The sequence below is a fragment of the Latilactobacillus graminis DSM 20719 genome (assembly GCF_001436415.1).
Lineage (GTDB): Bacteria > Bacillota > Bacilli > Lactobacillales > Lactobacillaceae > Latilactobacillus > Latilactobacillus graminis.
The window spans coordinates 71,370-85,979 of sequence record NZ_AYZB01000002.1; the positions used below are offsets into that span (position 1 = coordinate 71,370).

The 14,610-nt window shown below is 40.4% G+C and carries 11 protein-coding genes; 8 read left to right on the plus strand and 3 right to left on the minus strand.

Translation table 11 applies throughout. From position 1 onward, the window contains the following. Window positions 1-1,226 (minus strand): chloride channel protein (locus tag FC90_RS00980; protein ID WP_083481980.1); only part of this gene is annotated, 1,226 nt, incomplete at its 3' end. Between the two features lie 271 nt (window positions 1,227-1,497). Between FC90_RS00980 and FC90_RS00985 the strand changes: the two genes are divergently transcribed. Continuing rightward, window positions 1,498-1,815: a PTS sugar transporter subunit IIB gene (locus FC90_RS00985; protein ID WP_057907440.1), complete on the plus strand. Its 318-nt coding sequence runs from the start codon at window positions 1,498-1,500 to the stop codon at window positions 1,813-1,815. Window positions 1,816-2,030: 215 nt separating this feature from the next. On the opposite strand, the gene FC90_RS00990 is transcribed toward FC90_RS00985, so the two are convergent. Continuing rightward, window positions 2,031-3,971 carry an ABC-F family ATP-binding cassette domain-containing protein gene (locus FC90_RS00990; RefSeq protein WP_057907441.1) on the minus strand — a complete coding sequence of 647 codons (1,941 nt, stop codon included), beginning with the start codon at window positions 3,969-3,971 and terminating at the stop codon, window positions 2,031-2,033. Between the two features lie 191 nt (window positions 3,972-4,162). On the opposite strand from FC90_RS00990, the gene FC90_RS00995 reads away from it, so the two are divergent. After that, window positions 4,163-4,810: a redox-sensing transcriptional repressor Rex gene (locus FC90_RS00995; RefSeq protein ID WP_057907442.1), complete on the plus strand. Its 648-nt coding sequence runs from the start codon at window positions 4,163-4,165 to the stop codon at window positions 4,808-4,810. A gap of 53 nt (window positions 4,811-4,863) precedes the next feature. Here the strand turns inward: FC90_RS00995 and FC90_RS01000 are convergent, their stop codons facing one another. Further along, window positions 4,864-5,496, minus strand: a complete 633-nt coding sequence (locus FC90_RS01000; protein ID WP_057907443.1) for a CPBP family intramembrane glutamic endopeptidase — start codon at window positions 5,494-5,496, stop codon at window positions 4,864-4,866. A gap of 171 nt (window positions 5,497-5,667) precedes the next feature. Here FC90_RS01000 and groES point away from each other — a divergent pair, with 171 nt between their 5' ends. The 6 genes from groES (at window position 5,668) to mutS (ending at window position 14,601) form a co-directional block, all read left to right on the plus strand. Then, complete coding sequence (gene groES, locus FC90_RS01005; RefSeq protein WP_057907444.1) at window positions 5,668-5,952, plus strand: co-chaperone GroES; 285 nt, start codon at window positions 5,668-5,670, stop codon at window positions 5,950-5,952. A 61-nt stretch (window positions 5,953-6,013) separates the two neighbouring features. After that, the gene (gene groL, locus FC90_RS01010; protein ID WP_057907445.1) at window positions 6,014-7,642 is read left to right on the plus strand and encodes a chaperonin GroEL; all 1,629 of its coding nucleotides are present in this window, start codon (window positions 6,014-6,016) and stop codon (window positions 7,640-7,642) included. 212 nt (window positions 7,643-7,854) lie between these two features. Continuing rightward, window positions 7,855-8,883 (plus strand): C40 family peptidase, encoded by a 1,029-nt coding sequence (locus tag FC90_RS01015; RefSeq protein WP_057907446.1) that lies wholly within the window; start codon window positions 7,855-7,857, stop codon window positions 8,881-8,883. Between the two features lie 234 nt (window positions 8,884-9,117). After that, window positions 9,118-10,947, plus strand: a complete 1,830-nt coding sequence (locus FC90_RS01020; protein ID WP_057907447.1) for an APC family permease — start codon at window positions 9,118-9,120, stop codon at window positions 10,945-10,947. Between the two features lie 218 nt (window positions 10,948-11,165). Then, window positions 11,166-11,969, plus strand: coding sequence for a TIGR00282 family metallophosphoesterase (locus FC90_RS01025; protein WP_057907448.1), 804 nt, complete (start codon window positions 11,166-11,168; stop codon window positions 11,967-11,969). Between the two features lie 43 nt (window positions 11,970-12,012). Then, window positions 12,013-14,601, plus strand: coding sequence for a DNA mismatch repair protein MutS (mutS, locus tag FC90_RS01030; protein WP_057907449.1), 2,589 nt, complete (start codon window positions 12,013-12,015; stop codon window positions 14,599-14,601). The last annotated feature ends 9 nt before the right edge of the window (window positions 14,602-14,610 follow it).

Genomic DNA, 14,610 nt, shown 5'->3' on the forward strand with positions numbered 1-14,610 from the left:
GTCGTTGGTGCATGGTGTTTTTGATAGATGCGTTGCCCTTTTTGGAACCCAAATAAGATCGCAGTGGCCAGTAAGCCAAGCCAAAGTAAATTAATCGGTAAGAATAAAATAACCATGATCAGACCGGCCACTAGGGGTGCCTCTAAGATAGCACTGCCCATACTAATCGCAATGATGCCAATCACAAAAAGTCGATCGACATGCGGTAGATAGTGGCTGATAGCCATCGCTTGCGTGGTTGAAGCAAACAAAACAGGAAAGATATCGCCGCCCAACCAACCAGTATTTAAACAAATTGTTAATAAAATCAGTTTTAATAAGGAGTGTAAAATTAAAAATCTGACGGATTGAGCTTGCCAAACAGTCGCTAATAGATGAAAATTATGCTGGCCTGAAAATAGAATGGAAGGGGTAAAAATACTAGCTAAGAAAATCATAACACCACCAAAAATAACACGTGAGTGTTCATTAGTCAGTCGAGCTTGAATCACTTTGCGCAGTTGGATCATTGCTAATCGCCAGATGGTGCCTAACAAGTAACCACCAATTAAAAGTGGTAAGAACCAAGCGAGGTCGCTTCTGGTCCAATTTGATTGCCCGATACGAATAATCAGTGACGGTTCTCCACTGAGGATAAAGATAGCGCTAAACCAACCAACGCCATTCAAGAAATAGACTGTGATGCGGATTTGCTTTTTAAAACGTGCTAGTAGTGTTTGCGGGGCGTGATCAAGATTGAAATGAGTTAGGTAGCGATGCGGTGTCGCTAAAATTGCAATGCGCTTGTAAAAAGGTGCTCGACGAAAGGCTTCAAAATGGGCAGCCACATAACGTACCTTGTCTGCTAGCCAAATACTATATAAAAATGTCGAGCTGACTAAAGTTGCTTCCGGCCCTAAGCTAGTCCCACTAACTAGAATCACGGCCGGAATAATCATCTGTAATAGTACATAACGATAATTAGCCGTGCCAGTTTGCGCTAAATCGGCTTTGATTAAGCCGAGACTTTGCGGCAGTGGGCCAAAGTGACGTCGGGTGTTAATGATGATTGCGCCAATAACTATGAGCATCACGATATTTAGCGGTATCCGCCAAGGCGTTGATTGCCAAAAAAAAGTAATCAACGCACTTTGTAAACTATAAAATAAGCCTAATAACACACCAATGATGGCACTGAGCACGAGCCCATACATAAATAAGTAAAAAGTTTTAAAAGGTTGAATCATGATACCTCCTATAAAAAAATATTAACTTTAATTTAAGCATAAATCACGATAAAAGTCAGGTAGTTAAGGCCTGATTCTATGCAATAAAATAACAGGTAGTTAGTTAAAAAATGTGTCGTATCAACAAAATGACCCACAAATTTATTTTTAAATAACATTAATTGACTTTAAAAAAGAAAACGCTTATACTAAAAAAGTAGAAGAAATGAAAACGCTTTTTATAAGCCTTTTATCGCTTTCTAATCAATTAAAATTTAAGGGGTAATTCATTATGGCAGAAAAAACAATCATGTTATGTTGTGCGGCAGGAATGTCGACTAGTTTATTAGTTTCAAAGATGCAAAAGGCCGCTGAAGCACAAAATTTAGATGTAGAAATCTTTGCAACAGGCGCATCAGATGCAGACAATCAACTCGAAGCTAAAAAAATTGACTGCGTCCTCTTAGGCCCTCAAGTGCGTTTTATGGAAGGCCAATTTAAAGAAAAATTGGCGCCAAAGGGAATTGGCGTTGAAGTAATTGATATGAAGGCTTATGGAATGATGGACGGCGAAACCGTCTTGAAACAAGCGTTAACATTGATCGGTTAGATTTTAGTAAAATGGTGCTGACTTCTTTTGAAAGTTAGCACCATTTTTTTATGAAATGATTATGAGTAACTCAATAACTTAACTGCATTTGATGTCTGAATCTTATTTGGCAAAGGAACCACAAAAAAAGGCGAGCAACACAGGTCACTTACCTTTTATCCTAGCTTTCATTTAATGTGGCACACACGGCTAATTTCCAAACGACGTGGGCCTATTTATTGGGTTAGTGCTTCTAGAGCCATCGCTTGTTCTTCCCAGTCGGCCTCTGTTTGGGCAAGCTTGGCTTGTACTTTTTCTAGATCTTGTTGGAGTGCTTGGAGCATGAGCGGTTTGGTAATCACATCAGCCTGGGTCATTTGTTCTTGAATCGCATTGGCTTGGGCTTCTTCTTCTGCCATTTTGGCTTCTAAGGCGGCTACTTCACGCTCTAGTTTGCGTTGGACACGTTGATTTTCCTTGCTTGCTTTGTAACTATCTTGTGCGTTTGCGGTGGACGCCACAAACAAATTATCTTGATCAGCAGCGGCAAAAGCTTCTTCTTCAGCTTTTTTGGCCAGATAATAATCATAATCGCCGAGATAGCGTTTGCTACCGGCCTCGGATAATTCGATAATGCCGGTAGCAACTTGATTGATAAAGTACCGGTCATGGGAAATAAAGAGGACAGTACCATCAAATTCTCGAAGGGCTTTTTCTAAGACTGCCTTACTATCAATGTCCAGATGGTTCGTGGGTTCATCCATAATTAAAAAATTATCGTGATTCATCGCGAGTTTGGTTAGTAACAGACGTGCCTTTTCACCACCACTGAGCTGGGCAACCACTTTCAGAACATCGTCACCTGTAAATAGAAAACTGCCAAGGAGCGTGCGAATTTCTTTTTCGGGGGTCGTCGGATGTTCATCCCATAACTCGTTTAGAACGGTCTTGTTGGGATGCAAATTATGTTGCTCTTGATCGTAGTAACCAATTGAAACATTACTGCCAACTTTTTCGTGACCTTCTATGAAGGGAATTTGGTGCAAAATACTTTTAAGCAATGTTGATTTGCCAATTCCATTGGGACCAATGATGGCTAAGCGTTCTTGCCGATTAACGGCGAAATTAATGGGTGACACCATAATTTTATCCGGGGCATATCCAACTGCAGCATCAGAAACTTGTAAGACTTCATTGCCACTGGGACGCTCACTTTCGAAATGAAAATGGATCTTACCGGCTTCGTTTTGTGGACGATCTAATTTATCCATTTTTTCAAGTTGACGACGCCGACTTTGGGCCTGTTTCGTGGTACTAGCGCGAACGATGTTTTTATCGACGAAGGTTTGAAGCTTATCAATTTCGGCTTGCTGTTTCTCGTAGGCCTTCCATTCGAGTGAACGGTTGGCTTCTTTTAAGGTCAAAAAGTGACTGTAATTGCCGGTATAATGGGTCAATGTATGGCGACTCATATCGTAAACTTCCTTAGTAATCTTATCTAAAAAATATCGGTCATGTGAGACAGTGAGTAAAGCACCAGGATAAGTCTGCAGATAGTTTTCCAACCAAGTTAAAGTCTCGATATCCAAATGATTTGTCGGTTCATCCAAAATAAGGACATCTTTTTTCTCAAGCAGCAATTTAGCTAGGGCTAAGCGCGAACGTTCACCACCAGATAAGGTACTAATTGGCTTTTCAAAGGTAGTTTCTGGAAATTGAAAACCATGTAAGACACCACGAATTTCAGCTTCGTAGCCATAGCCATTGGCCTCTGAAAAGTCGTGTTGGACTTGATCATAACGCTTTAATAAGGCAGTGTACGCTTCACTGGCATGGTCAATCGTGGTGTCGGCAATTGCTGTTTCGAGATCATGCATTTGGGTTTCCATTTGACGTAAATCATCGAAAATGGTTAACATTTCTGCATAAATGGTGCGTGTCGAATCCAGTCCGCTATCTTGGGCCAGGTAACCGACTTGCACGTTTTTACTAAGAATGATTTGACCTTCATCTGGTGTTGTAATACCGGCAATCATCTTCAATAAGGTTGATTTACCGGCTCCATTTGGTCCGACTAAAGCAACGCGGGCGTGGTCTTGGACTTCAAGTTGGGCATTTTTAAAAAGGTAATCGCCGCCAAAACTGCGTGCGACTTGTTGAACTTGTAATAATATCACGGCTAAAAATCCCTTCGTATGGTTTTTTCAAAGTTGAATGATTAATTGGAAGAACTACTGTCAACTATCATAACAGATTTAGTTGATTGACAGGCAAAATTGTAAATTTATTGCTTTTCACAAGAAAATTCAGTATCATTTCAGTATGGTAGTACACTATTTTCACAAACAAATGTAAAAGGAGGTTCCAAATGGTTGAGAATAATATTCCAAGAGCAACAGCTAAACGTTTGCCCTTATATTATCGCTATCTAAATTTTTTGAATAATTCAGGAAAAACTAAAATTTCGTCAACTGAATTGTCTGAAGCAGTTAAAGTCGATAGTGCGACAATTCGGCGCGATTTTTCATATTTTGGTGCATTAGGCAAACGTGGTTATGGCTATGATGTCGCTTCATTATTAGATTTCTTCAAGAAGACCTTGAATCAAGATCGATTGACTAACGTTGCTTTGGTTGGAGTCGGTAATTTAGGCCATGCCCTTTTGAATTATAATTTTAAACAAACCAACAACATTCGCATCAGTGCTGCATTTGATGTGAAGCCAGAAATGGTTGGTACAATTCAAACGGGGGTTCCGGTTTATTCAATGGACGAGATGGTTGAACAATTGAATAATCAACAAATTGAGATTGTTATTCTAACAGTGCCCATTGAGCAAGCACAAAAGGTAACAGATGAGCTAGTGTCCGCTGGCATTAAGGGCATCATGAACTTTACCCCTATTCGAATTTCAGTACCTACAAATGTCCGGATTCAAAATGTTGATTTGGCAAAAGAATTACAAACGTTGATTTATTTCCTTGATAATTACGTTGATGAGCCTAAGCAAGACTAAAATAGCGTTTAAACAAGTGGCGAACCAGTCAGCTCTTTGTTTGAACGCTATTTTTAATGGCTGAAATAAAGCAGTGTGACCATCAAATTCATGCCGGCATGGCTAATAATGGTTGAAAAAATTGAACCGGTTTTGCGATATAGCCAACATAGGAACAGGCCGATTGCAGTATAGATTAATAAATGACCATCCTGATGTAAAAAGGCGAACAGTAGACTCGCAATGATGGCTGCTATAAAATCGTTTAAATGATTAGCCAAGCCGCCGAAAAGCGCTTTGCGGAATGTAATTTCTTCCATTACAGGAGCTGCGATAGTGGTCGCTAGAATTAAAAATGGCTGTTTTTTCATCGAGCTCATGAGGGAAATTGTATTGAGCGATTTGGCCGTTACATGTAAGATGTTTTGTTCAAAGATGCTGGCCAACATTTGCACGAGTAGGGTGAGGACGATGCCACACAGACCCCAGATGAGAATTGACTTGTGCTTGAGTGGCCGTTGCTCAAGTGAGTTGGTTGCGGTACGCTGGTTTAAATAAAGTAACCAAATGGCACCTAAACAATCAACAATGGTCGTCAGGAGAAAAAAGGTTACCGATAAGTGGCCCCAACGAATCAATGCACTGGGGATTAATAGAGTGAGTAGGTAACTAATAATAATGGTCGAGTTTTCTTGATCGCGTATCATGTTGAAGCTCCTCAAAGATGATTGTGACAATAGCTTAGCGTATTAGCACTCAAATTGCAAAAGTGCTAGCATATGACTTGCAATGTTTTGAAAAAATGCTATGATAAAAATTGTGATTAGCACTTAAGATAATAGAGTGCTAAAAAAGTAAAATTGATGGAGGGATTTTAAATGTTAAAACCATTAGAAGATCGCGTGATTATCGCCGTTAAGGACGAAGAAGAACAAACAGTTGGTGGAATTGTTTTAGCTAGTAATGCTAAACAAAAACCACAAACTGGTAAAGTAGTCGCAGTTGGTGCTGGGATATTAACCAACGACGGTAAACGAATTCCACTTGATATTAAGACAGACGATGAAGTTATTTATGATAAATATGCAGGCTCAGAAGTTGAATACGCTGGCCAACAATATTTAGTGCTCCATGCTAAAGATGTGATGGCTGTTATTGAATAATTAAGAATAACAAATAAACAGAGTAATTAAGAATAAAAAATTTTTTTGAGGTGAATAGATTATGGCAAAAGAACTTAGATTTTCAGAAGATGCACGTTCAAAGATGTTGGCTGGAGTTGATCAATTAGCTGATACGGTTAAAACTACATTAGGACCTAAAGGCCGTAACGTTGTTTTAGAAAAAGCTTATGGCTCACCAGAAATTACTAATGATGGGGTGACAATTGCAAAAGCAATCGAATTAGAAGATCATTTTGAAAACATGGGTGCCAAATTAGTTTCGGAAGTCGCTTCAAAAACAAACGACATCGCTGGTGATGGGACAACTACTGCAACGGTTTTAGCCCAAGCAATTATTCGTGAAGGTATGAAGAACGTTACAGCTGGCGCTAACCCAGTCGGGATTCGTCGTGGGATTGAATTGGCAACTAAAGAAGCTGTTAAAAAATTACACGAAATTTCACACCCAGTTGAAAGTAAAGATGCAATTGCTCAAGTAGCTGCTGTTTCATCAGCTAACGAAGAAACTGGTCATTTAATTGCTGATGCAATGGAAAAAGTTGGTAACGATGGGGTTATCACAGTTGAAGAATCAAAAGGAATTGACACTGAATTAAGCGTGGTTGAAGGGATGCAATTCGATCGTGGTTACTTGTCACAATACATGGTAACTGACAACGATAAAATGGAAGCTGACTTAGATAATCCATATATCTTAATTACCGATAAAAAGATTTCAAATATTCAAGATGTTTTACCACTATTACAATCAATCGTACAAGAAGGTAAGGCGTTATTAATCATCGCTGATGATGTTGATGGTGAAGCATTACCAACCCTTGTTTTGAACAAGATTCGTGGGACATTCAACGTGGTTGCTGTTAAAGCCCCTGGTTTCGGTGATCGTCGTAAGGAACAATTAGAAGACATTGCGACATTAACAGGTGCAACAGTGATTACTAGCGACCTTGGTCTAGAATTGAAAGAAACAACCATTGATCAATTGGGGACAGCTGGCAAAGTAACCGTTACAAAAGATGATACAACAATCGTTGAAGGTGCTGGTAGCAAAGATGCCATCGCCGAACGAGTTGAAAACATTAAGAAACAAATTGCTGAAACAACATCAGACTTTGACCGTGAAAAATTACAAGAACGCTTGGCTAAATTAGCTGGTGGCGTTGCAGTTATCAAAGTTGGTGCTGCTACAGAAACAGAATTGAAAGAACAAAAATATCGCATTGAAGATGCATTGAACGCAACGCGTGCGGCTGTTGAAGAAGGCTACGTTGCCGGTGGTGGGACAGCATTAATCGATGTTATCGAAAGTGTGGCGGCCCTTAAAGAAGAAGGCGACGTTCAAACAGGAATTAACATTGTCCTTCGTGCATTGGAAGAACCCGTGCGTCAAATCGCAACCAACGCTGGTCTTGAAGGCTCAGTGATTGTTGAAAAAGTTAAAACACAACCAGTTGAAGTTGGCTACAATGCAGCTAATGGTAACTGGGAAAACATGATCGACGCTGGGATTTTAGACCCAACGAAGGTTACGCGCTCAGCCTTACAAAATGCGGCTAGCGTGGCAGCCTTAATGTTGACTACCGAAGCAGTAGTTGCTGATAAACCGGAAGAACATCCAGCAGCACCTGCAGCACCAGGTATGGACCCATCAATGGGTGGGATGATGTAAATTTAAAGACGGATGCTTAATAATGCGCAGTATTTTCAATCACTTAAGTCATGATGGGCTTGTAGGTCAGATTGTATAATACACGCCAATAAGTATACTGTTAGTAAGCAAACCCAAAACATTACAGTTTTGGGTTTTTTTATTTCATAAAAAATGCGCAATACTATTAATTAATTTAATTTGCGGTATAATATTCATTGGAGGTGTTGGCAATGAATCACCGTATTCATCAGATATTACTGATTTGCTTAATGGTCATGGGCTTTTTTTTAGTGCGGCCGCAGGTTGTTCAAGCAACGCCTGAACAGACACAAACGGCGATAAAAACAGCACAAGATCATTTATCCGAACTAAATAATAATATTAGTAATCTGACTTTAAAAACAAAACAGCTTAATCAACAAATGACGACTAAACAAGCCGATATCAAAAAGAAACAAACTGAATTTAGGCAGACATCCGCTGACTATCAGCAACAAGTTGCTATTATTGAAGGTAATCTCCGCAAATTACAAACTAGCGATAGTAGCCTTAAGCAGAATATGGTTGATAGTTTGCTATCAAGTCAGAGCCTAAGTGAGTTATTTCAAAAAGGGTCAATCATGAATCGTCTGTTGGATGCCAAGGCAGATAATGCCGCTGAAACGGCATCACTAGCCAAGCAAAAGGCTGCACAAAAGGCCGAACTAGAAGCACAGCAAGCCAAATTAGTAACACTATCACAAGCAAATACCCAGGCAATCAAAGATTTGAATCAGCAAAAGCAACAAGCTAATGGCGAACTAACGCAGCTTCAAACAAAATTCAAAAAAGAACTTGCGGCACAAGCAGCTGCACAAAAAGCAGCAAGTGATGCTGGAGCGACTTTAATTACTAGCAACAAAGATTTAATGAATAACAAAATTGTACAAGAAGCGGTTAAGTATATAGGGGTGCCCTATGTTTGGGGTGGGACAACTCCCAAAGGATTTGACTGTTCCGGATTAGTGCAATATGTTTATGCTAAAAATGGGATTAAATTACCCCGAGTCTCACAAGATCAAAGCAAATTAGGGAAAGATGTCCCGCTAAATGAATTACAACCCAACGATCTTTTATTTTGGGGGCGTGTTGGGACTGCCCATCACGTGGCAATTTACATTGGTGATGGCTACTTTATTCAAGCTCCACAACCAGGTGATAAGGTCCGGATGACTAAAATGACTGATTATAAGCCAGACTTTGCCCGGCGTTTATCATAAACACCAAAAGAACTGACAAACTGATCGAGATACTTCGATTAATTTGGTCAGTTCTTTTTTAAATTGTGGTAGTAATTCGCGTGTAACTATAGTAGAATACGTCTTGTTTGAATAAACGGCAATTATTTTTTAAAGTTATTGAAAAATTCAAAAGTCACTGTGTGAATTGCGATGAAGAATGTTCACATGAGGGCTTTTTATGTTAGAAAAATCATTTAAAGGGGTCAGATTGCGATGCAACAGTTAAAACGGATTTTTATCGGGAAACCGTTGAAGTCCTCCGATGAGGGGAATCAAAAATTAGGGCGCTTCAAAGCATTAGCAATGTTGTCTTCTGATGCTTTATCATCAGTGGCCTATGGGACGGAAGAAATTGTCATTGTTTTGACAACCCTTTCGGCAGCAGCGATTTGGTATTCAATTCCAATTGCGGCCTTCGTACTTGTCTTGTTACTGTCATTAACTTTGTCATATCGACAAGTGATCCATGCCTATCCAGGTGGTGGCGGGGCCTACGTGGTTTCCAGTGAAAACTTGGGGAAAAACGCTGGTTTAGTGGCCGGTGGTTCATTGTTGGTCGATTACATGTTAACCGTTGCGGTTAGTATTTCCGCTGGCGCGGAAGCTATCACATCGGCGATTCCGGCCTTATACGGGCATCAAGTTGGCATTTCATTTATAATCGTCTTGATTTTGATGGGAATGAATTTGCGTGGAATGCGTGAATCGGCATCGTTTTTAATGGTGCCGGTTTACCTGTTTGTCTTGATGATGACCTTAATGATTATCATTGGGTGTTATAAAATCTTTACAGGTGCGATTCCATTTCACGCAACATCAACGGTGGGGGCAGTTGTGCCAGGCGTTTCAATGGCACTGATTTTTAGAGCGTTCTCATCTGGTTCATCCTCGTTAACTGGGGTCGAAGCAATCAGTAATGCTGTACCATTTTTCAAGAAGCCACGCGCAACAAATGCTGCGGAAACATTGGCAATTATGGCTGCCATCTTAGGTTTCTTCTTTGCTGGAATCACCTTTTTAAATTACTGGTATGGGATTGTCCCGATTGAAAAAGTAACGGTTTTATCACAGGTTGCCCAACGGACCTTTGGAAAGGGCTTTTTGTTTTATATCGTCCAATTTGCGACGGCCTTTATTTTAGCCGTGGCGGCGAATACCGGTTTTTCAGCTTTTCCGGTCTTAGCGTATAACCTAGCAAAAGATAAATATATGCCACATATGTATATGGATCGTGGTGATCGCTTAGGTTATTCAAACGGAATTATTACCTTGGCAATCGGTTCAATGGCGTTAATTTTCATCTTTAATGGTGATACATCGCGCTTGATTCCGCTTTACGCAGTCGGTGTGTTTATTCCTTTTACGCTTTCACAATCAGGGATGCTTCGTAAGTGGTGGGTTGAACGGCCCAAGAATTGGTTTGGTAAATCAATTGCCAATTTTGTAGGAGCCTTGATCTCATTTGCCATCTTAGTGATTCTCTTTGTTTATCGGTTACCTGACATTTGGCCATTTTTCATTATTATGCCGATTATGATTTGGATTTTCTATAAAATTCATGATCACTACAAGAAGGTGGCGCTTCAATTACGTGTGAGTGCTAAAGAAGCTGTCTTGCATGATTATGACGGTTCAACCGTCATTGTCTTAGTCAGCAATGTGACTCAGGTGACGCGCGGCGCACTCGATTACGCACAATCAATCGGGGACTACGTCATTGCCATGCACGTTTCAACGGATGAGAATCCAGTCAAAGAACGGGAAATTCAGGCTGAATTTAAAGCAGATTTCCCCAATGTTCGTTTCGTTGATGTGCATTCATCGTATCGATCAATTCAAAAACCAATTGTCCGATTTGTTGATATTGTTAGCAAAAATGCACAAAAACGGAATTTTACCACAACTGTCTTAGTGCCACAATTTGTGCCTCGTAAGCCATGGCAAAATATCTTGCATAATCAATCGAGTTTACGACTTAGAACAGCGTTTGCCAATCGCGAAAATATTATCATCTCAACATACAGTTATCATCTAAAACACTAAGAAATGTTTCTGGTTACGTTCAAATTGAAGCTGTTCCTATTATTGTATAACTAGCACAGGAACATGGTTTGAAAAGCACGTTATCAGCCACGTCCACTTCAAAAGGTGAACGTGGCTTTTTTTGTTGTGACTAACTTGGCGCAAAACTTTGTATTCTAGGTAAAAATTGCTACAATAGAAGCTATTAAAGTTAGAAAAAGAACATTAAGGGGCGCGACATGCGAATTTTATTTATTGGTGATACAGTTGGGACGATGGGACAAAAAATGGTGAATGATTATTTACCACTATTAAAGCAACAATATAAACCGCAAGTCACGATTATTAATGGCGAAAATATCGCAGACGGTAAAGGCATGACCCAAAAAGATTATAAAAATCTTTTACAAGCGGGAGCTGATGCGATTACGATGGGGAATCATACGTGGAATAAACGGGACATTCTAGACTTCATCGACGATGCTCCCAAATTAGTGCGTCCTGCTAATTTCCCCCAAGGAACGCCGGGGCAAGGCATGACAATGATTAATGTTAACCAAGCTAAATTGGCGGTTATCAATTTACAAGGGCGTGCTTTAATGAATGAGCTATTAAGTGATCCATTTGTTATGCTAGATGAAATGGTCGCAGAAATTAGCCAAGAAACCAACTGTATTTTTGTGGATTTCCACGCTGAAACAACAAGTGAAAAACTAGCGTTAGCTTGGTATTTAGATGGCCGCATTTCGGCATTGGTCGGAACCCATACGCATGTTCAAACGAATGATGCCCGTGTATTACCGGCAGGAACGGCAGTTTTAACGGATGCCGGCATGACTGGGCCATATAATGGTATTTTGGGTGTGAAACGCGAAAAAATTATTAACCGCTTCAAAACACAGCGATCAGAGCGCTTCGAGTTAGTCACAGAAGGTCCTGGTCAATTGAATGGTTGTTTAATTGAAATCAACGATCAAACGGGTCAAGCTAAAACGATTAAACCCATTCAGATTTCACCAGACCACCCATATACACAATTTTAAAAGCAAAACAGCAAACGAACGTCAATGAAAGAAGATTAACGGTATGCCACAAAAAACAAAAGAAACGCCAATGATGGCGCAATATCAAAAGGTTAAAGACCAGTACCCGGATGCTTTTTTATTTTATCGTCTCGGTGATTTTTATGAACTCTTTAATGACGATGCTATTAAGGCTTCGCAATTATTAGAACTGACCCTAACTGCGCGTAACAAGAATGCGGATGATCCGATTCCAATGTGTGGTGTACCGCATCACGCTGCCCAAAATTACATTGACATTCTCGTTGACCAAGGCTATAAGGTTGCAATCTGTGAACAAATGGAAGATCCTAAAACTGCCAAGGGAATGGTGAAACGCGAAGTCGTTCAATTGGTGACCCCAGGGACTATGATGGATGAAAAGGCTGGTCATGCCAAACAAAACAATTACTTAACGGCAGTGGTTGTTGAGGGTGATCAATTTGGATTTGCGTATACCGATTTATCGACCGGTGAAATGAAGGTTAGCCAAATTGCGAGTTTTGATTTATTACTCAATGAAATGTTGAGTTTACAAACCAAAGAAGTAGTAATCAATCACGATGTCGCAAGTGAAGTCGTTCAGGCGATAGTACAACAACAAATTTTGGTATCATATCAAGCAGATGGGGAAGCAACGGCTGAGGTTAGCTTTGTTTCACAAAACATTGCCCAACCAATTGAATTGGCGGTTATTAAACAACTTGTTTTGTATTTAGCCACGACACAAAAGCGACAGCTTGGACATTTACAGCGAGCGCAAGAATATGAACCGTCGCAGTATTTAAAATTAGATTATTCGGCTAAGATGAATCTGGAATTGACAGCTTCATTACGGACGGGTCATAAGAGTGGCACCCTATTGTGGTTGTTAGATGAAACTAAGACGGCTATGGGTGGGCGTTTATTGAAACAATGGTTAGAGCGGCCACTGTTAGATCTTAAGGCGATTCAAAATCGTCAGCACCAAGTTGCCAGTTTCATGAACCATTATTTTGAACGAACAAACCTACAAGATGCGTTGACGAAAGTCTATGACTTAGAGCGGTTAGCTGGCCGAGTTGCTTTTGGCAGTGTTAATGGTCGTGATCTAATTCAATTAAAGACTTCATTAGAGCAGATTCCGACTATTAAAACAATTTTAACTGGAATTAACGATCATCAAGCCTTTGAGCGGGCTTTAGGACAACTCGATCCAGTTGATGATGTGCGTGAACTAATTGAGACGGCCATCAATCCGGATGCTCCGATTTCAGTAACTGATGGCGGAATTATTCAATCCGGTTATAATCAAACCCTTGATGATTATCGGGATGCGATGTCCAATGGGAAACAATGGTTAGCACAACTTGAAGCTCAAGAACGTGAAGTGACTGGTATTCATAATTTGAAAATCGGCTTTAATCGCGTCTTTGGTTACTATATTGAAGTGACACGAGCAAATTTGGCGGCATTACCAGAGGGCCGCTATGAGCGCAAACAAACGTTAACTAATGCCGAGCGGTTTATCACGCCAGAGTTAAAAGCCAAGGAACAATTAATTTTAGAAGCTGAAGAACATTCAACGGCCCTTGAATATGAATTGTTCACGCAAGTTCGTGAAACGGTAAAGCTCGCAATTGAACGCTTACAAACCCTTGCTAAAGAGGTTGCAGCTTTGGATGTCCTCCAAAGCTTTGCGGTAATCAGTGAAAACTATCATTATGTTCAGCCTAAATTAACTGCTGATAGCCATCAAATTGATGTAGTTGATGGTCGACATCCGGTGGTTGAAAAAGTTCTTGGGCGTCAAAAATATATTCCAAATGCAGTTCAAATGGATGATGAAACGGACATGCTCTTAATTACTGGCCCGAATATGTCTGGGAAAAGTACGTATATGCGACAGCTCGCCTTGACCGTGATTATGGCGCAGATGGGCTGTTTTGTTCCCGCTAAATCAGCTAACTTACCGATTTTTGATCAAATTTTTACACGAATTGGGGCTGCTGATGATCTAATCTCGGGTCAAAGTACCTTTATGGTCGAAATGATGGAGGCCAACCGTGCAATCATGAATGCAACGCGCAATAGTCTAATTCTCTTTGATGAAATTGGCCGCGGAACAGCTACCTATGACGGGATGGCTTTAGCCCAAGCAATTATCGAATATATTCATGATAACGTGCATGCAAAGACGCTTTTTTCAACGCATTACCATGAATTGACAAGTTTAGCCGATTCGTTAACAGCATTGAAAAATGTGCACGTCGGTGCGGTTGAAGAAAATGGTGAGTTAGTCTTTTTACACAAAATGTTGGCAGGCCCAGCTGATAAATCGTATGGGATTCATGTGGCCAAGCTTGCCGGAATGCCAGTGCCATTGTTAAAACGGGCAGACGTCATCCTGGCACAGTTGGAAGATAAACCAAGCGCGCCAGTTACACCGGTCGCTGGATCTGCGAAACAAGTCGATGAGCAAATTTCACTTTTTGAACCAGAAGACACAGCGCCAGTTGATCCCCAGATTGATCAAGTTTTGACTGCTGTGAAGCAATTTGATTTAATGAGTGCGACTCCGTTAGAGGCGTTAAATATGGTATACCAATGGCAAAAACAATTGAATCACAAATAAACAAAAGAT

Bases quoted from the DNA above. Each gene is read 5' to 3' on its own strand.
- FC90_RS00985 (WP_057907440.1), top strand. From the start codon at position 1,498: ATGGCAGAAAAAACAATCATGTTATGTTGTGCGGCAGGAATGTCGACT.
- FC90_RS00995 (WP_057907442.1), top strand. From the start codon at position 4,163: ATGGTTGAGAATAATATTCCAAGAGCAACAGCTAAACGTTTGCCCTTA.
- FC90_RS01000 (WP_057907443.1), bottom strand. From the start codon at position 5,496: ATGATACGCGATCAAGAAAACTCGACCATTATTATTAGTTACCTACTC.
- groES (WP_057907444.1), top strand. From the start codon at position 5,668: ATGTTAAAACCATTAGAAGATCGCGTGATTATCGCCGTTAAGGACGAA.
- groL (WP_057907445.1), top strand. From the start codon at position 6,014: ATGGCAAAAGAACTTAGATTTTCAGAAGATGCACGTTCAAAGATGTTG.
- FC90_RS01015 (WP_057907446.1), top strand. From the start codon at position 7,855: ATGAATCACCGTATTCATCAGATATTACTGATTTGCTTAATGGTCATG.
- FC90_RS01020 (WP_057907447.1), top strand. From the start codon at position 9,118: ATGCAACAGTTAAAACGGATTTTTATCGGGAAACCGTTGAAGTCCTCC.
- FC90_RS01025 (WP_057907448.1), top strand. From the start codon at position 11,166: ATGCGAATTTTATTTATTGGTGATACAGTTGGGACGATGGGACAAAAA.
- mutS (WP_057907449.1), top strand. From the start codon at position 12,013: ATGCCACAAAAAACAAAAGAAACGCCAATGATGGCGCAATATCAAAAG.